Below are 22,387 nucleotides of genomic sequence, written 5' to 3'. Positions count from 1 at the left end.
TTGTTGAGTAAAAGTAGGGATTAATGATGAGTTGCGCTTGATAAAGCATCAAGACTATGATCTTCACCTTTAACTGCCATACCTTCAACGTCCATTCCTGGGCAGAAGACTTCGTCTTCAGGTACTCCTCTTTCTTCAGCAAATGCCTTAGTCAAAGTTTCCATGTCCATCAAATGATATTTCTTGTCTGGTTCTTTTGGATCAACAATTTGAATTTGCGCCATCATACCGGCATCTTCGTGCTCGATAATGTGGCAGTGGTACATGAAGACACCAGTGTTTTGGAAGTAAACCTTTATGCGAACCGTTTCTTGAGGTGCTACTTCGATAGTGTCCTTGTAAACGCCTCTTTCGTTTGGATATGGTTCTTTACCGTTACGTGATACAACCAGGAAGTGGGCACCATGAGTGTGGAATGGGTGCAACATGCCGTTAACTTTATCGTTAGTGTTAGTTACGTCCCAGTATTCAGCATTCATCAATTCCTGCTTCATATCAATTCTTTCCATTGAGAACAACTTACCGTTGATCATGTTGTGGTTATCCATAGTAACATGAGGAACTGGTGAGTTAGGGTTAACAACTGGATCGTATGGTTTGAACAATGTGTCAGGAATTACGCTGTCATCTTTTTCATAGCTGTGAATTCTAAACTCAACCAACTTGAAGTCGTCAGTGTAAAGGTTGACAACATCGCCTTCTTTGTAATTACTGAAATCAACAACTACTTGTTGACGTTCACCTGGTCCGATTAAGACTTTAGTTAATTTAACTGGGTGCTCCAAGAATGAGTCATCACCGGCGATTTGGGTCATTACCAAGTCATCGCTAAAGTGCAGACGCCATTCACGACGGTTAGAACCACCTAAGAAGAGCAAACGTACTTTTTGAGTAGTGACATCAACGTATGGACGGACAACACCATTGATAATTGGAGTGTCACCAAAGATACCCATTGCGTTGTAGTCTGCCTTGTAGTCAAATTGGTTATCTTCGTGGAAAATACGGTCTTGCAAAATAATTGGGAACTCGTCCTTACCGTAAGTCTTAGGAATTGGCAACTTAGCTTCGTTGGCGTCAGTAATGACGACACCCATTGCTAGTCCCATCCAAACTTGCATAGCAGTTGATGGACATGGGTGAGCGTGAAGCCATGTTAAGGCTGCCGGTTGCTTAACAGTAAAGTCAATATGCTTTTCTTCACCTGGATAAACTGGTGAGTGGCAAGCACCATCATTACCAGGACCTTGAAGTTCCATACCATGCCAGTGGTATGTAGTTAATTCTGGCAAGCTGTTCTTCAAAGTTACGTGAACGTGTTGCCCTCTGGTCAAAACCATAGTTTTACCAAGAACTGGGAAGTTGTAGCCCCAAGTATGAGTTTTTTTACCTGGCAAAAATTGGAAGTCACCTTCCTGGGAATCAATTGTGAACCAAACATCATTGTTTTCTTGTTTATCAGGCTCTAATACTGGTGGAACAATTAAAGGTTGAGCTTCAACACCTTCAGGAATGTGAAGATCCTTGTATCCCATTTCGTGATTTTTATCAAAATCTTCGGAATTATAGAAATAATCTGTGTAAACTTTATCTGACATATTCGTCTACCTTTCAGTTAAAAAATTTAGTGAAAAATTTTTAGTTACATGTTAAATTTACTCTATGTGAAAACGCTTGTAAAGTAGATAAAGCCATGTTTTTAAAGTATTAATATAAAAAAGAGCTTTTTTAAGTTTGTGAAGAGCAAAATGTTATTTAATAATAGTAAGAATAGCGCGCAAGAAGTAGGATTTTAGTATTAAAAACAAGTTTTTAGTATTTTAAAGCAAATTTCACTAGTATAAATGTTTTTTAAAAAATATTTTTAAAAGAAATAAAATAAATTGTTTTTAATCGCAAATTTGAGTATCGTATATAAGACTGATAAAAATTAATAAATTTAGATAAGGGTTTTTACTTTGAAAATTAACTTAACAGATTTAACTACAAAAATAGAACAAAAAGATTATATTGAGGACTTAGAAACTGTAAAATATGCTGATATTAGTAAGTCTAAAGCTAAAGTGCATGAATTGGCAGCAAAATTAGTTAAAGAAACTGCGGCCGCTCTTAAACATAATTCTTTAAGTCATGTAGCTGTTGAAGTAACGGGGCAAAGACCGCTTACTTTTGCATTAGAAAGCAATATTATTAATTTGCCCTATGCCAACTATAAAAAGATTGCCAACTTTTTTGAAGAGCAGAAAGAGTACCCTGTTAACGTCTATTTTGAAACTCAATCGGAGTATTTAAATGCGTCGGGTTTTAGAATTGATCAAGTCGCAACAGAAACTGATATTAAGCAAAAAGAAGATACTGTAATTGCTGAATTGACAGAAGCTATGCAGGAAAAAATTAAACAGGTTCGTGAATACCAAAAGCCGGTACCAGCCGCTAAAAAGAAAACAGTAACTAAAAAAAGAGCAACGACTAAAACGAGTTCAAATAAAACCAAATTGGCAGCTAAAACTAAAGACACTAACTAAAAGGATAATTTGCTCTAGTTAGTGTAGCTGTGATGGTTACAATATCTTTAATTTGTTAAACTATATAAGAACTCAACTATTCAAAAGATGCTTTTTACAATATAATGGAGAAAAGTGTAGGGGGTCCGTCATGATTAGCTGGAATCTACTTGGAGTTTTGTTATGGGTAGTTATTATTTTGTACCTGGTTTTTGTTGTGCAAAATATTCGCAAGCGCCGTATTACCATGATTATCAAAAAGCACAGACAGTTTAGCTGGCCTAATTTTTTAATAGATTTAATAGAGGTGGCAATTCTATTAGTAGGTATTGTTTGGCTGTTCGGTAAAACCATGCTAGATAACCCCGATCTTGATGATACCAGTAAGATTACCTCGAATATCACATACCAGCCCATCGTCATGAATACTGGTGAAGGTAATTCAAGTTATGTAACAATCAATTCTAAAAAGAAAAAAATTAGCACACAGACTTTTACATATTATCGACCTGGCAAGAAAATCAAAGTGTCTAGTGACTTTGCCACTGTGGCTTACGGCAAAAGCCCACTAGATTTAAATGCTGCCAGAATTCCTTATGACAAAAAGCAATTAACTAAAATGGATCGTAAATATCAGCGCGCTTATGTTGCGATTTATACGGCTACTTATAAAAAAGTTTGGCAAAATGGAATAGGGATGCATGCCGGTCATAATGCCACACGGTACTACTTGATCAGGATACCTGATGCTTCTTTTATTAAGGAAAAATAAAAACGTAAATGAAACAGCTGAAAATTTCGGAAAAGCTTGCACAACTATTGGCTTAAGCAAACCATTGTGCAGCAATCCAGTTTCATTTACGCTTTTTTGTTATTCTTTTTTATTGACTTGTACTAATAAATTGCCTTCGATAAATGCCAAAATAAAGCTGGCAGTTAAAAAGTCGACTACGTTGCCAGATGAAAATGCAGCTAATAAGATAAAACCGCTGGAGACTATTAAAGAACTTACCAGGTATGTGCGTGCAGTTTTATATTTGAGCCACCTACATGCACTATAAAGCAATACCGCAAGGTAAGGACCGACAAATAGCAGCATACCCAACCAGCCTAATGAATATATTTGTGCGGCAAAATCACGTTCTAAATTAAAAATATTGTTTTCTCTTATATAGGAAATACCGAAAAACTTGTCTAAAGGATTATTGTTTGTCTTCACAACCTGATTAAGCATGGCTTTTTCAATGTGACGGTTTTCCATGCGGGATTGACCGGGTTCACGAATGATTTTTAGCCAAAATTCAGGGTCATATTGATAAGGATAGCTTTTTAAAACAAATTTTGGATTTAGTGCATATTCTTGATAATTTTGCTTAATAAAGCAGCGTAGAAATTTCGCTCTTTTTTCTCCTGTGGGATATTTTTTTAATCCAGCAGCTAATTCCTGCTTTTCATCTGTCAGGTCATGATCAGATTGCTGGGCTAAATAAATTTCATAGTTATATCTTTGAATTGCAGGTCCAAAAGGCAAAATAACTAAAGAGCCTGCTTCAATTATAACGGCAACTAGAAAAGCCTTGCCCCCGTTTTTAACGTCCTTGATTAAAAACTTATGGATGGCAAAAACAATTACGCTGACGATTATTCCGCCAATTAAACCAATCGCTGCTACTTTGGTACCAATCTCAATCATTGCTAATGCCTGTACAATATTGAGTAGGACGGTAAGCCAATTAAATGAAGTAAAAAGGTAATAAAGCATCAGCGGCAGCAACATAAATAGTACTGCTGAAATCATATTGGTAAAATTAAAGAAGCCCTTAGACGCCATATGGGAATAACCAATATTGGGATTAAAAAACCATTCAAAAATATTGGCGCTAATGGTGCCAGTTTCATATGATTTAAGCGAAATTATGAATAAATTAGATAAGACGATAGTCCCGGAAAAAAGTCCAGAAATGCCTTCGATAACATGTTGCAGCTGCTTTTCTTTAAAGCCTAATTCATTAGTTAAATAAAGAACTGTTAATGGCAGCACCATTCTGATGAGGTAAAAGATTTCACCAGTTGGTGTGTAACCATAACCATTGGGACTAACACTGTTAAAGTGTTGCACATGTACTAAATGCAAAGCCGAGTATAGAATTAATAGCACTATATAAATCAGCAACCATTTTTGGCGTGATAATCTTTGCCAAGAATTTTTAGCACTAAAGTAAAGACAAACTAATGTAAAAACGGCTAGGATACGAATAATTGTTGGTAGAGTAAAGGGTAAAATTTTGGCTAAAGTTCCATGGTAAAACCAATATAAGTCTAAAAATGGCTGGATTAGAATAAACCAGAATAAAACGGTTCTTGCTTTTTCTTTCACTTTTGTCTCCATATCATAAATATTTTCATGATTTAATTTTAGGCAAAAATAAGACAAAAAAAAAGAGCAGTGAACCATATTCACTGTTTCTTAATTAAAATTTGTTGCTAATCCTTTTTAGTGGCATCATTTGCAGCATCTTGCTCAGATTTTGCAATTTTTTCTACCTTAACATCACTTTTAGCTAAAGCTTGGATTTCCTTGATTTTCTTTTTAGGAACACTCTTTAAATTCTTGAAGTTGACTACTATTTTATGATTAAGGTCGCTAACTGCAGTTTTGTCAGTAGGATCAAAATCAATAATTGATAGGAGAGCAGAATTTTCGTAAATTTTTTCGACTTTACCTAAAAAAGGCTTTGTTAGTTCTTCTTCAGACTTGGCGCTGAGAATGTCATCTGCTTTTACGTCTGCTTTTTTCATAATATTATTTACTTCCTCTCTCAACCATGTTTCATTATAATAGAAAGATATTATTATAAAAGTGAATTGTTTTCAAGTAAAGGAAGCTCGGGTTTTGCAAAAATTAATTTTAATTGCCGGTCCTAGTGGCGCTGGTAAAACGACTGTTTCAGAATATTTAGCGCAAAAGTTTGCTATTCCGCGTGTACTGACACATACTACTAGGCCAATTAGACCGGGTGAAATTCCCAATAAGTCATATCATTTTGAAAGCGAGGAGAGTTTTAGTCAGTTACATTTTTTTGAACATGTCCAATATGGTTCTTATCAATATGGCTCAAGTCAAGAAGCATTGACCAATGCCTGGGAACATCACGATATAGTGTCGCTTATAGTTGATATTAAAGGAGCAGCGTCATATTTAGCCGCAATTAGAGAACAAGTTTTCTTTTTATACATTACAACCAGTTCCCAAAGAATATTGGCAGAGCGTTTGCTTAAACGGGGTGACGATCCGAATAAAATTAAAGAACGTTTAAGTGGCAGTGAACTAAATACCTTACCTGATTCTTTAAAAGGAAGCGCGCACATACTGGTTAATGATGATTGGAATGAAACCAAAAACGAACTTGCAACAATAGTTCATAGCTTAAAAAAATAGCTGAGGAGAATTTAATTACACTTTGTAAAAAATATTTGTGTTTCAAAATATAATTCTTAACATTTTGTAGCTCGTTTGACACGAATGTGTAACATTAAATGTTTAAGATAGAAAATGTCGAATAAAAAGAGTGAGTAATTTTATATACGACTTGCTCAGTACGGAGAAATTTGTCTAGAAAAGAGCCTAATTTTGAAACACGGACACCAAAAGAGCTTAATCAAGCTTATAACTGTTATAGTTTTATTTTTTACAAGTGCTGCTGGCGCTACTGTAGTGACTGCTACTACAGCTAAAGATGTCAGTGCCAGTGCGGTAACTAAAAAAAGGACAGCTGTGGCCACACTTGCCAAAAAGCAAGTTGGCAAAGGTTATGTGTATGGTGCTACTGGCCCGTATTCATTTGACTGCTCTGGTCTGGTGCAATATGTTTACAAAAAGGCTGGTAATAAAGTTTTACCAAGAACCACTTATTCACAAGTAACTCAAGGCAAAAAAGTTTCACTTAAAAAGTTAAAGAAGGGCGATTTACTTTTCTGGGGTTCTTCTGTTTCTCCGTATCATGTTGGAATTTATGTTGGCGATAATCAATTTGTTCATGCGGCAACACCAAGTCAAGGTGTTTTGAAACAATCACTAAGTGCGTACTTTTATCCATCGGCTGCTAAAAGAATTCTAGAGTAGAAATTTAATAATTTTCCCGTTCGACCAATAATTCATATTTACTTCTATAAATAACAAGAACATTTTAAATCAGGTCCTTTATCATATAAATTCGATGGAAGGGCTTTTTTACTTACTAGTATTATTATTGTAACCTTCTTGTAATAATCTACGAGTAAAATTGATTTTGTAACATAGAAGTAGAATTGAATTGTCTAAAACATTTAATGTGATGACGGGAGGATATTGATTTTGAAAGTAAAAAGTAATTGGGTAAAATTTACTACTGCAGCAGCTCTAGCAGTTACTGGGTTTGGAGTTGCCAACTTAGCTAATTCTAATGCTACAGCTGCGACTGTTAAAGCGGCTACGAAAAAAGTAAAAATCAATTATGTCCCTGGTTATGGCATTAATATATGGGATAATTATGAAAATCCTAACTTTACTGGCGAGCGGATTAAACACGGAAAAACTGTTGCCGTTTTGAGCAGCGCTATTGACCAAAAAGGCAATACTTGGTATCAAATTGGCGAAAATCAATGGATCCAAGCTCGCTACACAGTTAAGCCTGGTACCAAAATCAAGGCAGTTTCTCCTCAGAAAAAATCCGTCAAACAAGCTGAAAAAGTTGTTGACTTGGCTAACGCTGAAGTGGGTAAAGCTTACGCTTGGGGTGGCAATGGCCCTCAAGGATTCGATTGCTCAGGACTAGCTCAATATGTTTATAGTAAAGCTGCTGGCATGAATTTGAGTCGCACTACTTATTCTCAAGTTAAGGAAGGTAAAAAAGTTTCATTGCAGAACTTGAAGCCGGGAGACCTCTTATTCTGGGGTTCATCAACCGCCCCTTATCACGTGGGAATTTATGTTGGTAATAACCAATATGTTCATGCAGCAACACCAACTCAAGGAGTTGTTAAAGAAAATTTGAGTTCATACTTCTATCCATCAGTTGCTAAGCGTGTTCTTGACTAAGAATACGATTTGAGAAAAAACACTTAGAAAATTTCTAAGTGTTTTTTTATTGCAGTTTGATTAGTGTAACTTGATTAAATATCTGAAGCGGTTAAAATAAAATTGAATACTAATTTTTGATCACATTATACTACCTGAAAGAGAATTAATTTGATGAAGCGTAATTTTTGGAAAATGGGTCTTGCAGCAGCATTGACACTCACCGGAATTGGTGTGGCTTCACCACAGAAAATTGTGGATGCTGCTACGCTAAAAACTCCAGTTAAAAGAATAGAAATAAATTGCTTACCAAGTAAGAGCGTCAAAATTTGGACTAATTATGAGGGTGGACAGTTAATTAACTTTCGCGCTAAAAATAAAAGTAAGTGGAATGTTGCTAAAACCGCAGTGGATCGTAAAGGCAAATTATGGTACATGATTGGTGATAGTGAGTGGATTGAAGCGCGCTATACCAAAGACTTAGAAGAACAATCTAATACGAAAACTGCTCAAGAACAAGTAAGAAAAACTGCTACCAAAAAGAAAATTAAAAAATCTAAGCTTAAGGTTAAAGCTAAGAAGGTAGTGAAGAAGGTACCAAAGCAAAAAGTACAAAAACAAAAAGTAGTAGTACCTCAGCTTAGTAATGTTGTAAAAAAGAAAAGTAACAAAACTACTGCAGCTCCAACCATTACTCATGTGAGCGATAAAACTGTTTCTCCCAATGTTTCTAAAAGGGCGCAAGCGGTAGTCAACTTGGCAGAAAGCCAAGTCGGCAAAGGCTATGTTTGGGGCGGCAATGGGCCGGACAATTTTGATTGTTCTGGTTTAGTGCAGTATGTTTATAACCAAGTCGGAGGCGTTAAATTACCGCGGGTGACAACTGATCAGGTCAAAGTAGGCGTAACGGTGACTATGGATCAATTGCAGCCTGGTGATTTGCTATATTGGGGGTCGGCTGACGCGCCTTACCATGTCGGTATTTATGTCGGCAATAATCAATATGTCTGTGCTGCGACACCAGAGCAGGGTGTGGTTTTGCAAACAATAAGCTCTTACTTTTATCCTTGTGTTGCTAAAAGGGTAATTGCTTAGAAGAGAAGATAAGTTACCATAGCTTTAGCAGTATGTGTCGTTAAAACAAAAAAACTTCTTACAGTATACAGTGTGTAAGAAGTTTTTTGTTTAGACAATATAATTTGAAAATCTATTCTGTTGTTCTGGAGCTAAACGAACAGTCACATGAATGCCGTCGTTTTGAAAATTCTCACTGATTACTTGTGCATTTTCATGTAGATAAGATAGTGTTTTACCATCTGACAGTGGCAATAGCAATCTGGTTCTTTTGTAATTAACGAATATTCTTTTAGTAATTAGATTGGCTAAAGTAGTAATCGACTTAGGATCAGTTGCGGAATATAGAATATTACTGCCCTCAATTTGCGGATAATTTCTTTCTGACTTATCAGCTTTATTGTAAGCAGTAATCATAGGGGTGTTTTTGATGCCAATTTCATTCAGAACATTTTGTGTAGTGCGGATCATTTGAATCATATTTGGATCAGATGCATCTACAACATTTATTAGTAAATCGGCATCTCTTACTTCTTGCAAAGTAGCCTTAAAAGACTCAACTAAGTTATGAGGCAGCTTTGAAATAAACCCTACTGTATCAGAGAGAATAAAGCTAAAATTGTTATCTAACTCTATGCGCCTGACATTAGTATCTAACGTAGCAAATAGCATATTTTTAACAAAAACCTGCTTGTCGCTATGTTTAGAAAACTCTTGTAAAAGCCCATTCATCGTGGTTGATTTACCAGCATTCGTATAACCAACCAAAGCGACTTTGGGAATATTATTTTGATTACGTCTTTTGGCTTTTATTTCTTCCTGCTGGGAGATTTCTTTTAATTCATTCTTGATGATGGCAATTTGTTTACCGATAGTTCTTCGGTTTAACTCTAGTTTTGATTCACCCGCACCCCGGTTGGCAAAACCACCGCCAGTGGAACCGCCGTTTCCTCTTTGCTGGTCTAAATTATTTTCAGACGGATGCAATCGAGGCAGTTCATATTGCAACCGTGCCAGCTGCACTTGTAATTTTGCTTGTTTAGTGCGAGCTCGCTTTGAAAATATTTCTAAAATTAGTTCGGTGCGGTCAATTACACGTAGTTTGGTCAATTTTTCTAAATTGCGAATTTGAACTGGCGTCAATTCATCATTAAGGATAAGTACTTTTGCCTTTAAGCCGCGTGCCATATCTTTTATTTCATTAATTTTACCCAGACCAAAATATGTTCCAGCTACTATATGCTCTGCATTTTGCCGTGCTTGTCCTACTACTTCCATATTGGCAGCTTCAGTCAAATTGGCAAGTTCAGTCATATAATAATCAAAATTAGAATCGTTTAAGTTAACCCCGGCAATAAATGCTTTAGTTTTACGTGGAGTGTTTTCAATCATTTAATTCTCTTTCTATATTAATAGATAGTTACGGGAAAATTTATTTTAAAATTCAAAAATCCACATAGTTCATTCTTCTTTCGCTCATTTATTAGTTTAATTTTAATACAAAATAGCTGCTTAACCAAACTTTCTAGTGGGGATTGAAGATAGGCAAATAACAAAAATAGGTTAAAAAGAAAGCTGAGTGGTTTTTAAAAACCATTCAGCTTAAAATAAAAAAATTTTTAATAATAAAGTCTAGGCTTCTTTTGCATTATCAATTTCACCGATGACTTTAGCTTTAACCCTAGTTGTTTCTCCTGGAGCATAGGCAAGTGGCACCTCGGTCACTTCAACTACTTTAATAGTATCGGCTTTTGCACCAGCCATTATTGCTTGCTGCCCTGCCTGTTTTTCTACATCAGATAATGCATCCGAGCGTTTAACATGAGCATACTGGTAAACTTTCTCATATTCACCACCAATGCTGGCAATTGTAGCACCAATAGCGTTCGCAACACCGCCAAAATCACTTTTTGTAATGTGTTTAACTCCTTTGAGAGTTTCAGGTGCAATAATTGACCCTCCGCCAACTAAAACTACTTCCACATCTTCGGCACTTGTTTTCATCTGATCAATACCATCTTCTAAGATAGCAGCGATCTTTCTCATAGCTTTTTGTGCAGTATCTTCATCAATTGACTCTACTAACTTAGGATCACCAATTTGACATAGTCCAAGACGAACAGCAATATCAGTTGTTGTTAACGTATCTCCGCCAAAAACGAGGGCCTTTTCGGTAATAGCATAACCTACGCTATCAGGACCGACAGTAACTGAACCATCATCACTGACCCGCACAATTGTACCACCGCCAAGTCCAACAGATAATACGTCAGGCATTCTAAAGTTAGTACGAACGCCACCTACAGTTACAGCCTTTGAAGATTCACGGGGGAAGCCGTTTGTTAACACGCCAATATCAGAAGTCGTCCCGCCAATATCAACTGTTAAAGCATTTTTAATTTTAGACAAATAAGCTGCACCGCGAATACTGTTGGTTGGGCCGCTACCGATTGTTAAAATAGGATACTTAGCAGCATATTCTAATGACATCAACGTACCATCATTTTGACATAAGTAAACAGTAGCATTAGTAATTTTTTCATCTGCCAATGCGTGTGAAAAACCATGGGTAACGTTTTTGATAACTTTGTTTAAAGCAGCATTTAAAATAGTAGCATTTTCTCGTCCGATCAGGCCGATGGAGCCAATTGAAGATGAGATAGAAACGGGAAAGTCAGAGCCTAAGATTTCGTGAGCTATTGCACTGACACGTTTTTCCTGATCATCGTTAATTGATGAGAAAACTCCAACTACGGCTAATCCATCTATTTGGCCTTGCCATTCATTAAGCTTAGTACGCACTTCTTCTTCTGAAAAGGGTACAATTGGATCGCCGTTAAACTCATAACCGCCATGTATTAAAGCATATTTGTTTGACAGAATTTGCGTAATATCTTCAGGCCATTCTGTATAAGGCAAAACGGACGCGGTTGCGGGATAGCCAATTCGCAGAATACCTACTTTACCGAGATTTTTACGTTCAACAATTGCATTAGTGGCTTGAGTTGTCCCCAGCATTGCCTGCTTTATTTGCTGAACATCAATATTTTTGCCGTTGACAACTTTATGAATAGCGTTTTTAATACCAGTTTCAATATCTTTGGTAGTATGGGTCTTAGCTGAAACAAGTACATTTAATTTATCATCCAATATTACAGCATCAGTATTTGTACCACCGACATCAATTCCTAATTTATACACCTAATTTTCCTCCTATTAATTATTGTATTCTGCGTAACGTTTTTCAATTGGAACATAATCAACATCGTATTTGAAATACCGCGGTCCTACGAGTTTTATGCCGGCCTCGGTGCGCCATTTTTCATTGGCTGGCAAGCCCAGAACCATAATCCGTTTACCATAACGGACTTCTTCATTTGTAATAGGAAGCAAAGTGTCAATATCAACCATAGTGATTAAATCGGGAACGGTTGCCAAAATTTTGCCGTCAAGCTGCATAATAATATTTTCGTTCTGGAAAGAAATCTTACCAGTTTGCCCCTCATTTTCATTAAGACCACCCAAAGTAATTTCACCAAAGTTAAATCCACCCTTAGTGACATGTGAAATATCCGTGATTTTGGCTGTCATCAGTTTATAACCATGAGTTAAATGCAATAATTCACTTAAGGCACTGTCAACGGAGTCGTAATCATTGGCATGTTGAATTAACTGCCCAATTTTTTGACTCAAATCAACGATATTCAAAACTCCAGCTTCACGTATCTGTTTACCAGTTAATGAATCACTGGCGCTTGAAGAAGTAGCACCCACTTGCACCGTGAAGTTACGACCGATACGCTCAGCCCAGAAAGCATCAGGAGTATTAATTAGTGATGTATTCCCCCGCTCATCTGACAAAACCATAGGAGTTACTGAATGTCCTGCTAAAACAAAAGTTGACATTTGTAATTCTGGGAAAGCCCGTCCCATTCCGTCAGCATCTGCAATCGGCAAGTCCATATTGGCGGCTGCAACGATTGGCATCATCGAATTAATACCACCTGCTTCAATCGGAAAGGTACCGTAAATTTTTTTGCCATAATATTGCTCAAAAATTTTAAAAGCATTCACGAACTCATTTCCATTAGGAAATTTTTCCATTGAAACTGCTGGAGCCCCAATATTTGAGGCTGAAACAAATAATTCGTTATCCGGAAATTCGTCTGGTGTAAGCAAAGTCACTGGACCATGTTTTTTAATGGCTGAAATTGCCATCAATTCGCCAATAAACGGATTGCCTCCACCACCTGAGCCCAGTAAAGAAGCTCCAATAGCAATTTGTTTTACATCCTTAATTCCTATTTCTTTACTCAAAATTTATTCCTCTATCCCTTTATTTTTAACTATTCGCTGATCAACTTTTCTAACTAAAAGACTACCTAAGTAGTAGACCAGCCCTGAACTAATAAGAACATTTAAAGACTGCACCCCCCATGTAACGAATTGACCGACTAAAATTCCTATAATCCAAGCGATAACCGTCATTACAGGTAACTTAGCAGAAGTTTGGGGCAACTCTCCTTTAGCCCGACTTTCGTCTAAATTTTTGCGGTCGGTTTTTAAAAGCCAGTAGTCAACAAACATAATGGCTGCTATTGGTGGGAAAACAACGCCTAGCACAGTCAAAAACCCTTGAAATTTATCAATTAAGCCAATAACTGAAAGAATTGTTCCTAATATACCGGTAATGACAGTCATGACAGATCTGTTCAAACTCACTTTAAAAACTTGCCTAAAAAAGTTAACGACATTTAAGCTGGCAGAATAAAGATTCATGTCATTAACTTTAACTGATGACAACACAATTAAAGCAATTCCCAAAGCTCCTGTTAATTGGTAAATAATAGGCATAATTTCTTTTGAGCCAATCGCGTGAGCCATCAACACGCCAATGACATTGACGCCTAATTCACCCACAATCGTACCGATTACACAAACCCAAAAAACATCGCGACCGTTTTTAGTACGTCTGGTTATATCAGGCATGATGATGGCGCCAACGATAAAATTACCTGTAACCATTGTGATCCCAGCACCCATGCCCATTGCGGCACCGGGAGCAGCCATCGTTACTAAATGACTGAGGCTGTTGCCTTTAAGCATATTGTAAGTGGCAAAGCCCATTACAATGATAAAAGCTGGAATTGAAATATTGGTAGTCCAACTTAGCCCCTTGAAGCCGAAAATAACAGAAAAGGTAACTAGCAACCCGGTAATAGTAGCAACCAGTTGGTAATTAATATTACTGTGAGTAATTGTGTTCATTATCTGCACGACGCCTTGGGCAAATACAGAGTTCTGAATGCCAAACCAGCCAATTAAACTAATTGCAAAAGTTAAACCAACGATAGCTGAGCCAACTGTGCCAAATCCAGCCCATTTTGACAAAAGACTGGTAGGCAAGCCCTCTCTTTGACCGGCTAAACCTAAACCAAATGAAATGAATTGTAAGATGACACTACCCAAAATAGTGGATAGTACAGCATCATGAAAAGTCATTCCGTATCCTAGCTCTGCGCCAAGCATAAATTGACTTAAGGCGACAAATCCTCCGATTTGTACCATTAACACTTTCCACATCGGATCACGTTTGTCTTTAGGGAAACGTTGTGTAGAGTAGTCATCGTATGTATCTTCAATTGTGGAATTATTATTTTTTTCCGCCATAGACTTCCTCTTTCTAAAATAACAATAAGTTTATGATGAACAATATAGTCACCGTATTATTAGAATAATTATTATTTGCTAATTAATATCTAATGTTTTTGAGTATAGATTAGTAGTTAATTAAAGTCAATGCTAATTTTTGCTTAGTTTTCAATTGTTTTTAGTGCTAATTTGTAGTAAAAAATAATAATTGCACAAATAATCATTTTTAAAAATCTATTAATAAAATTTGAGACTGTGTTTGAACAAAATTCAACTAATATTAATTTATTTGGGCTATTTATTTAGCCAAATAAGATATTACAAAATCTAGTCCAAACTTTATTTTGACTGTAAGTCGAGACATTCTTCATGTTGCAAAAACAACTGCATAATATATGCAGTTGTTTTTTACTTGGCAGCTGAGAAAAAAAGAGTATAATTCAAACTATTAAGGTACCTAACTAAATTGAAATGGAGATAAATAAATGACACAAAAAATTAGTTATCAAACAGATATCAAGGTACAAAAAAATCGGTGGTGGATACTAGTTGCAGTTGGGCTTTTTACATTTATGTCAACTTTAGACGGCACAATTGTGAATATTGCTTTACCCGTAATTAGTAGTGACCTGCACATCCCTATGAGTCAGTCAGAATGGGTTGTTTCCTTATATTTAATTGTCGTTTGCAGTTTTATCCTTTTTTTTGGGAAATTAGGTGATATATACGGTAAGATTAAGATTTTTCGTCTAGGCGCAATTTTCTTCATTGCTGGCTCGTTATTATCTGGCTTCAGAATCAATTTGCCTTTTTTGCTGCTAGCAAGAGCTATTCAAGCATTTGGAGCTGCCATGACTATGGCAACCAACAACGGCATTATTACTGAAATTTTTCCAAGTACTGAAAGAGGCAAGGCTTTGGGAACTATTGGCTCCTTTGTAGCCCTGGGTTCAATTGCAGGTCCTGGTCTAGGAGGATTGATATTGAGTCGCCTGTCTTGGTCTTATATTTTCTGGCTAAATGTTCCGGTAGGATTGGTTGCCGCAGTTATTGGTGCAATCTTTTTACCCCAAGACATTACATTTACCAAAACCGCGCTGGATAAAACCGGTTCTTTCAGTTTTGCTTTAGGCATGATTACACTGTTTGGCGGCATCTTTTTAGGACAGCAACTGGGTTTTGGTGCATTGCCCGTAGTTATAATGCTGCTAGTGGGACTAGTTAGTTTTGTCTGGTTTGTGTATGTCGAAAATCATGCAGCTAACCCTTTATTACAATTTAAGTTGTTTAAAAATCCAGATTTTTCTGTTAGCCTGCTTTGTGCGTTGTTAATTTTTATTACGAACTTTTTCTTTAATGTGGTTACACCTTTTTACTTAGAAAGTGCCCGGCATTTGTCTCCAAGTCAAACCGGCTATATTTTAATGATTTTACCTGTAGTACAATTGTTTGCGGCTCCAGTGGCAGGTTCTCTTTCTGATAAAATCGGGCCCAAATTAATTACCTTTATCGGATTAGCTTTGCTGTTAATCAGTCAAATTGGTTACATGCTGTGCAACTTAAAATCTTCCATCTGGCTCTTTATAATAAGTATTGCAATTATGGGACTAGGTAGTGGAATATTCAGTTCACCCAATAACTCGTTGGTAATGGGGTCAGTTGAGCAGAAAGATTTAGGTGTTGCCGGCAGTATCAATTCCTTGTCACGTAATTTAGGTATGGTTATCGGAATATCTAGTGCTACTACGGTATTATTTGCGGCAATGAGTATGGCAAAAGGCAGTCGGGTCACGACTTACTTGCCTAAGCAGCCGGAGATTTTCATTTATGGTATGCACGTAGTCTTTAATATTTCAATGATTATTTGCTTTATTACGGTCATTCTAAGTGGTTGGAGACTATTTAAAAAGAATAATAAATAAAATGTAAAAAACGTTGAAAAGAACATTTTTTCAGCGTTTTTTTGTGCAAAAGAATAATTTTTTCATAATTATTTCTTCTTTTGGCTATTTTGGGTATATTATGATAGAAGAAAGCGCAAATGAGGAGGTTTAGGATGAACCATAAAGTTGTGACGTATCCGGCTATTTTTAAGCCACTGGAAAATGATATATATGTGATTAAATTTCCTGATGTTAAAGGAGGAATAACAGAAGGACAGGGTTTACGTGAATCAATGAAGATGGCTGCTGACACCCTTGCCAGCCGTTTGTACAACAAACAGATTTTGCCTAAAGTCAGCAAGATTAGTGATATTGAATTACCAGATGATGGTTCTTTTGTTGCACCAGTTTCTGCAGACTTAACTGAAGCCTCGCGTGATCGTATTAATTACGAAATATAATAGACAAAAAAAGCATCCCAATTCCTTGGGATGCTCTTTTTATTAACTTGTTCCAAAAACTTTTATAATTTTCGGGAACAAGTTAATTATAATATATCTAAATTGATTTTGCTAATAATTTTAGCTTCTTTTATTAAAAAGTGCTTTCAAATAAGCTCAAAATGAAAAGTACATAAAAAGAGCCTTTTTTATACCACTATTAAGCCAGCGGCAGTATAATATTTTTTCATAAAATATTTATTTATCATAATTATACCGCCTTAGATTTTAACTCAAATTGACAGCAGCATTATTTGAGTGCTATTTTTGAAGAAGAAAAAGTTTGGGAGTAAAATATGCAAATAATTGAGAGTTCAGTTTTGAGGATTGCCGTTTCTGAGAAGGGTGCAAAGCTAGTTAGCCTGATTCCGCAGAACGATCAAAAAGATTTTTTTAAAGATGCTGAAGAACAAAAAGCTTTGAACGTCAGCTTTGAAGGAGCGGACCAAAAAGAAAATTGGGCTGAATTATTGCCGTGGACTATTGTTGATAAGGGAGATTCACGTGTAAGCTTAGCCTTAATAGATGATGTTGCCAGTTATAAAAAGTTTCCCTTTCATTTTGAAGTGATTTTAACTTATGCTATTGATGGGAACAAGGTAGATATTAAATTTTATTTGAAAAACAATTCACATAAGGATATGCCATTTTCAGTAAAATTTACAGTATCTCTTTTTGATGATTGGTCTGTCAAAGCTAATGCAAATGAGGTTGAAGTGGTTAAAAATAAGTCTAAATTAGCCTTGTCTTCAACGGATTTTATTATTACTAAAGAAAATAACGAAGTGACTGCAGTACGCAGCAATTCAATTCTCACTAGTGATAGCGATGAGAATTTAGTGTTAACCTTAACCTTGAGTTAAACATTGTAATATTTTTAATAAGATGTGTAACAAACCGACAGCGGCTTGTTTTTTTTGCTATAATGTACTCATTGTAATTAAATTTTGGGTAATAAAAAGTTATGGATCACAACGATAATCATCCGAGTCAAAGTCGGGTTGAATTACATGAGAGAGATTACCATAAAAAGAGACGTATTCTAGCCTGGGTGTTAAGTATCACAGCTCTTTTAATTACGGCGATTGGTGTATATTCAGCGTATATTTATTTTCGAACAAAAAATGCTGTCGATGATGCCTATGACAGCAGTAATCGTGTTCAAGTTAAAAATGGTGAGTTTGACGGAAAGAAAAAATTTGCGGTATTGCTGATGGGCACTGATACAGGCGCTCTTGACCGCGAAGAAAGAAATGGTAACACTGACACAATTATTATTGCAGTAGTTAATCCGCAAAAAAAGCGCTATACATTGATGTCTGTACCGCGTGATACAATGGCAGAAATGGTGGGCGCAGATGAATTTCAAGTAAAAAAAATAAATGCAGCCTATCCTATAGGCGGAGCTGCGATGTCAATGGCAAGTGTTTCAAAGTTGGTAAATGTACCTATTAAATATTATGCTCTAGTTAATATGAAAGGTATTATGCGCCTGATCCGTTATGTTGGTGGTATCAATATCAGGCCAACTCTTAGCTTTGAATACGGTGGCTATATTTTTAAGAAAAACCAGTTGACTCATATGGGTGGTGGTGGTGCTTTAGCTTATGCGCGCATGCGCTATGACGATCCGGCAGGCGATTATGGGCGCCAAAAACGTCAACGACAGGTAATTACAACTATTATTAAAAAAGCAGTGTCGCTGAACACCCTTACTAAACTAGATTCAGTCCTAGAATCAATCTCTGGCAGCGTTAAAACCAACTTACCGTTTGATGCACTACGACAGATTGTTTTTAATTACCAAGATGCAACTAAGAACGTCAAAAATGATTACCTTCATGGTCACAATGCTACGATAAATGGTGCTTCTTACCAAGTGCAATCTACTAGAGAACTGCAACGCGTTTCCGACTATTTACGTGCTGAATTAGGGTTACCTTTGACCACCGTTAACAATAATGAAACTTATCAAAATAAGCGTAATAAAATTGCGGGCTTTGATTTTAAAAATCCTGATAGTCAAGATTACCAGATTTATGATGATTATCAAAACCAAAATTCTCAGGGAGAAGGTGACTATTAATAATGCGTTTGTGGTCGATCATAATTGGTTATGCGTTTGGCTGCTTATTGGCTGCGGTACTAGTTTGTCGTTTTGCTTTGAACCAAGATCCTACCCAAGTAGGTTCTGGCAATCCTGGAACGGCAAATGTGGGAGCCGTGTTTGGAAAAAAATGGGGCATAATCACTTGTTTAGGTGATATTCTAAAAACACTTATTTGTCTTTTAATTGTGCATCATATTTTTTCAAGCAAAATTGCTCTGGTATATGCTGGCTTAGGCTTAATGCTGGGCCATTGCTTTCCTTTTTGGGAGCATTTTAAAGGCGGCAAGGGCGTAACAGTAGCTGTTTTAGTAGCTGCCGTTTATGACACAAGAACAGCTGCAATTACATTATTAGTTGCCCTGTTTCTTTTAATAACATTACAAAATTTGACGGTTCCTCCGATAATTTTTATAATATTGTTCAGTTTATATGAACTAATAAAGATCAAAGAAGCCGGATTAGTATTATTGCTGATGACGTCGATTATGATTTTCAAATTCAGATCTGATCTACGTGACTTTTTTACTGGCAACGGCAAAAAAGTTGATGTCTTATACACAATTAAAAAGAAATTGGGTATTAAACGCGATAATTAATAGCAACATTTTTAGTGAGGAATATAACTAGAAATATGAGTAAAAACAAAAAATCTTTAAAAGCTATTCAGATAATTTGCATATTAGTGGCAACTCTATTCATGCTCGTGCAAATGTTCAGTTTGAAAGGTATTGCTGCTAGGGCACACTATTCATTTGTCCGTTTTATGCCTAATATGTTGCATAATGCGACGTTAATGTTGGTACCCATGGTCTTTGGGGCTATTTACAGCAAGAAAAAAGAAAGTGTTAGTGAAAGTTTCAAATATTGGCTGTTAGCCAGTGCAACTTTGATTGTTTATTACATCTTTTTCTTCTTTATAGTTCCTACACGCTTCAATATGTGGCGCGTTTGGGGCATGTTATTCCCGATCATTACCAGTACCTCAGTTTTATTTTCCGGTTTGTTTTTTTGTTTGTTAATCCAACCGTATCTTTTTGATTTACTGCATAAATTAAATATTAAACAAAACCTGCTGGTACTAAGTTTATTGACATTATTAGGCTTTGCCCTAAGTGCTGGTAATCTATCTTTCCAGTACTCGCTTTACGGCCTATATCTTGTTTTGTTCTTTGCCTGGGGCATGTTTTTAGCTCATATCCACATTAGTAAGAAGATATTAACGCTATCTTTAATCAGTGGCTTTCTCTCCTTCTTCATTGTGGTGATTGGCGTTTCAGGCTTTGATGCGGTTTATTGGTCGCAGATTATTTCAGGTAATGGCGGTGGCGACTGGAACCGGGAATTTCTCAACAATCCTTCTTCGCCGTTTATGTTCTTGCTAGTTGTAGCGGCATTTTTATTACTTAAAAAGGTAATTTTAACTTTTACTAAAACGCAAGCCCGCTACTTTATTCCAGTAATTATGATTATGGATGCGCCAATTTCTCCGAGATTTATGAACGCATTCCGCTTTACTGACTCGTCTACTATCAATAAATTGATCATGATAGTGGTTATGTTGGTAATCGTTGTCCTCTGGTATATGGTGCTAAAACGCTATTTATTCCAAATTACGCCATTTGCTAAGATCATTAATTATTTAGATAATGAACCTAATTTAGCCAAAATTTGTGAAAAAATCTGGTCAATTTTTACCAAGTTTGTTATTACCAATCGGGTCAACTTACTTACTTGGGCTTGGTTCTATATTTTAAGTTTCGGCTCTTTTCTAATTGAATCAGATAATTTACGAATTCAAATAAGTACAGCTTCAACAATTAATGCGATAGTTTACCTTCTCGGCACTAAATTCTTTGCCATGATTTTGACAACTATTTTTCTTGATGCGTTGTTTTCCGTATTTTACTTTGTAACAACGCGGTACTGGACTTCAAACATTCTAGTAAGTTTGATTGCCATTGGCTGGGCTGTCGCAAATAAAATTAAGCTGCTACTTCGGGGAGAACCTATTTACCCGACTGAAATCAGTGAAATTGTTAACTGGAAAACCTTAATTCCAATGATTGGCAAGACTACTGTCATTGTGATTTTAGTAGCTATAGTTGTTGTAATTGCCCTTGATATTTTCTTGGAATGCAAGGTTCCTATTAAAAAGCGCGGCTCTTGGAAGAGACGTGGAATTTGGGCATTGCTCAGTTTACTACTGTTTGTAACGCCATTACGCTTCAATCATGATGGCGGAGTTATTTATCACATCAACCGTGGTTTTGATAATAAACAAAGATTCCGTAACCCTGAACGAGATATTCAAGTAAATGGGCCTGTTCTTAATTTCTTGAATTATATTGACTTGCAAATTATGGATCAACCTGAGGGTTATTCGGAAAAAAGTATTAAACAGCTCAACACCAAATACGAGAAAGTAGCGGCTAAGATTAATAAGAGACGTAAAAACGATCTTAAGGACCAAACCATTGTCTTTAACTTGAGTGAAAGTTTTGTTGATCCAAATACTTTCCCAACAATCAGGTTTGACCGTGATGTACCAAATCCAGTTAAGTTTATTGAGTCGATGAAGTCACGTTCCACTTACGGCAATATGCTGAGTGCCGGTTATGGTGGTGGTACTGCCAACATGGAATGGGAAACTCTAACCGGTTTGAATATGGGGATGTTCAAGTCTACTTTGACCCCTTATGTTCAAATTGTGCCGAACTATGATTTCTACCCAACAATAGGGATGAATTTCGATTATAAATCTGCTGTCCACCCATTTATTGGTACGTATTACTCAAGACAAGAAGATTATCATAGGTTTAAATTTGATAAGTTTATCTATGTTGGTTCAAAATATAAGGTTATTGACCAAAAGAAATTGGGTAAGAGTGGTTATAACTCTGACTTTACTACCTATGCTAACGGTCTAAAAGAAATCAATTCCCGCGATGGCGGACAGTTTATTAACCTGATTTCAATTCAAAATCACATGCCATATAACAATTGGTATCCAAATAACGAATACATGGGCAAGATTTCGGGAGAGTTATTCAAATCGCCAGCAGTTCGTGATCAAATGGCTACTTACGTTAAGGGAACGCAATACACTGACAAGGCAGTTAAGCAGTTTATCCAGCAAATTGATCAAATTAAGAAACCAATTACTTTAGTCTTTTACGGTGACCACTATCCAAGTATCCTTTCTCAAAGTTATACTGCTAAATATCCGGTACAAATGCACTCAACGCGCTACTTTATCTATTCCAACAAATATGCTCGTCAACATGGTGCTAAAAAAAGACTGCCGCGTAAAGCAAATAATTTTGTCAGTTCCAGCGACTTTATCGCTATGATGCTTGAACAGACTGATTCTAAAGTGACACCTTACCAAGCACTTTTGACTGAGGTACATAAGAGACTGCCAGCAATTACCATTAACTTTAAAGGCGATAAAGGCTTCGAATTAATTGGTCGTAAAGGTCAGGTAATTGAACCAAAATATCTGACTAAAAAGCAGCAAGAAATTTTAGCTGATTATGAGGCTGTTCAATACGATATGACGGCTGGTAAAGCTTATGGTTTAAAGATTAAAGGCTTTTACAAGTAACAAA

General features: G+C 36.3%; 19 protein-coding genes. 12 read left to right on the top strand and 7 right to left on the bottom strand.

From position 1 onward, the window contains the following. Window positions 1-20: 20 nt before the first annotated feature. Complete coding sequence (locus H3T47_RS03965; protein WP_046327606.1) at window positions 21-1,598, bottom strand: multicopper oxidase family protein; 1,578 nt, start codon at window positions 1,596-1,598, stop codon at window positions 21-23. A gap of 360 nt (window positions 1,599-1,958) precedes the next feature. Between H3T47_RS03965 and H3T47_RS03960 the strand changes: the two genes are divergently transcribed. Both H3T47_RS03960 and H3T47_RS03955 read left to right on the top strand, forming a co-directional pair. After that, complete coding sequence (locus H3T47_RS03960) at window positions 1,959-2,525, top strand: hypothetical protein (RefSeq protein ID WP_199282621.1); 567 nt, start codon at window positions 1,959-1,961, stop codon at window positions 2,523-2,525. A gap of 130 nt (window positions 2,526-2,655) precedes the next feature. Then, window positions 2,656-3,276, top strand: a complete 621-nt coding sequence (locus H3T47_RS03955) for an LVIS_2131 family protein (protein ID WP_038524142.1) — start codon at window positions 2,656-2,658, stop codon at window positions 3,274-3,276. A gap of 99 nt (window positions 3,277-3,375) precedes the next feature. Here the strand turns inward: H3T47_RS03955 and H3T47_RS03950 are convergent, their stop codons facing one another. Next, the gene (locus tag H3T47_RS03950) at window positions 3,376-4,881 is read right to left on the bottom strand and encodes an O-antigen ligase family protein (RefSeq protein ID WP_199282620.1); all 1,506 of its coding nucleotides are present in this window, start codon (window positions 4,879-4,881) and stop codon (window positions 3,376-3,378) included. A gap of 107 nt (window positions 4,882-4,988) precedes the next feature. Beyond that, a complete protein-coding gene (locus tag H3T47_RS03945; RefSeq protein ID WP_199282619.1) occupies window positions 4,989-5,303 on the bottom strand; it encodes a DUF2187 domain-containing protein in 315 nt (104 codons plus the stop codon). 94 nt (window positions 5,304-5,397) lie between these two features. On the opposite strand from H3T47_RS03945, the gene H3T47_RS03940 reads away from it, so the two are divergent. The 4 genes from H3T47_RS03940 (at window position 5,398) to H3T47_RS03925 (ending at window position 8,655) form a co-directional block, all read left to right on the top strand. Continuing rightward, entirely contained in the window at window positions 5,398-5,943 is a 546-nt protein-coding gene (locus tag H3T47_RS03940; RefSeq protein ID WP_109918772.1) for a guanylate kinase, read from the top strand. Between the two features lie 192 nt (window positions 5,944-6,135). Continuing rightward, window positions 6,136-6,627 (top strand): C40 family peptidase, encoded by a 492-nt coding sequence (locus H3T47_RS03935; protein WP_046327600.1) that lies wholly within the window; start codon window positions 6,136-6,138, stop codon window positions 6,625-6,627. A gap of 231 nt (window positions 6,628-6,858) precedes the next feature. Then, entirely contained in the window at window positions 6,859-7,581 is a 723-nt protein-coding gene (locus H3T47_RS03930; protein ID WP_046327599.1) for a C40 family peptidase, read from the top strand. A gap of 153 nt (window positions 7,582-7,734) precedes the next feature. Beyond that, window positions 7,735-8,655, top strand: coding sequence for a C40 family peptidase (locus tag H3T47_RS03925; protein ID WP_199282618.1), 921 nt, complete (start codon window positions 7,735-7,737; stop codon window positions 8,653-8,655). Window positions 8,656-8,745: 90 nt separating this feature from the next. Here H3T47_RS03925 and hflX read toward each other — a convergent pair whose 3' ends face one another. The 4 genes from hflX to H3T47_RS03905 form a co-directional block, all read right to left on the bottom strand. After that, complete coding sequence (gene hflX / locus H3T47_RS03920; RefSeq protein WP_199282617.1) at window positions 8,746-10,026, bottom strand: GTPase HflX; 1,281 nt, start codon at window positions 10,024-10,026, stop codon at window positions 8,746-8,748. A gap of 240 nt (window positions 10,027-10,266) precedes the next feature. Beyond that, a complete protein-coding gene (locus H3T47_RS03915; RefSeq protein ID WP_046327596.1) occupies window positions 10,267-11,835 on the bottom strand; it encodes a hydantoinase/oxoprolinase family protein in 1,569 nt (522 codons plus the stop codon). Between the two features lie 15 nt (window positions 11,836-11,850). After that, complete coding sequence (locus H3T47_RS03910) at window positions 11,851-12,951, bottom strand: DUF917 domain-containing protein (RefSeq protein ID WP_199282616.1); 1,101 nt, start codon at window positions 12,949-12,951, stop codon at window positions 11,851-11,853. 3 nt (window positions 12,952-12,954) lie between these two features. After that, a complete protein-coding gene (locus H3T47_RS03905; RefSeq protein WP_109918767.1) occupies window positions 12,955-14,304 on the bottom strand; it encodes a cytosine permease in 1,350 nt (449 codons plus the stop codon). 467 nt (window positions 14,305-14,771) lie between these two features. On the opposite strand from H3T47_RS03905, the gene H3T47_RS03900 reads away from it, so the two are divergent. From H3T47_RS03900 to H3T47_RS03875, 6 genes are all read left to right on the top strand, one after another. Beyond that, window positions 14,772-16,208 (top strand): MFS transporter, encoded by a 1,437-nt coding sequence (locus H3T47_RS03900; protein WP_199282615.1) that lies wholly within the window; start codon window positions 14,772-14,774, stop codon window positions 16,206-16,208. Window positions 16,209-16,342: 134 nt separating this feature from the next. Further along, complete coding sequence (locus H3T47_RS03895) at window positions 16,343-16,630, top strand: type II toxin-antitoxin system HicB family antitoxin (protein ID WP_046327593.1); 288 nt, start codon at window positions 16,343-16,345, stop codon at window positions 16,628-16,630. A gap of 335 nt (window positions 16,631-16,965) precedes the next feature. Beyond that, the gene (locus H3T47_RS03890) at window positions 16,966-17,532 is read left to right on the top strand and encodes an aldose epimerase (protein ID WP_199282614.1); all 567 of its coding nucleotides are present in this window, start codon (window positions 16,966-16,968) and stop codon (window positions 17,530-17,532) included. Between the two features lie 101 nt (window positions 17,533-17,633). After that, window positions 17,634-18,755: an LCP family protein gene (locus H3T47_RS03885; protein WP_199282613.1), complete on the top strand. Its 1,122-nt coding sequence runs from the start codon at window positions 17,634-17,636 to the stop codon at window positions 18,753-18,755. Then, window positions 18,755-19,375, top strand: a complete 621-nt coding sequence (locus H3T47_RS03880; protein WP_109918763.1) for a glycerol-3-phosphate acyltransferase — start codon at window positions 18,755-18,757, stop codon at window positions 19,373-19,375. Before H3T47_RS03885 ends, H3T47_RS03880 begins: the two co-directional genes overlap by 1 nt. Window positions 19,376-19,410: 35 nt before the next feature. Further along, window positions 19,411-22,383 (top strand): LTA synthase family protein, encoded by a 2,973-nt coding sequence (locus H3T47_RS03875; protein WP_199282612.1) that lies wholly within the window; start codon window positions 19,411-19,413, stop codon window positions 22,381-22,383. Window positions 22,384-22,387 lie beyond the last annotated feature (4 nt).

The organism is Lactobacillus sp. W8093, assembly GCF_016100925.1.
Lineage (GTDB): Bacteria > Bacillota > Bacilli > Lactobacillales > Lactobacillaceae > Lactobacillus > Lactobacillus helsingborgensis.
The sequence above is the reverse complement of the archived record's forward strand: the minus strand, read 5'-3'. Positions and strand labels throughout refer to the sequence as shown.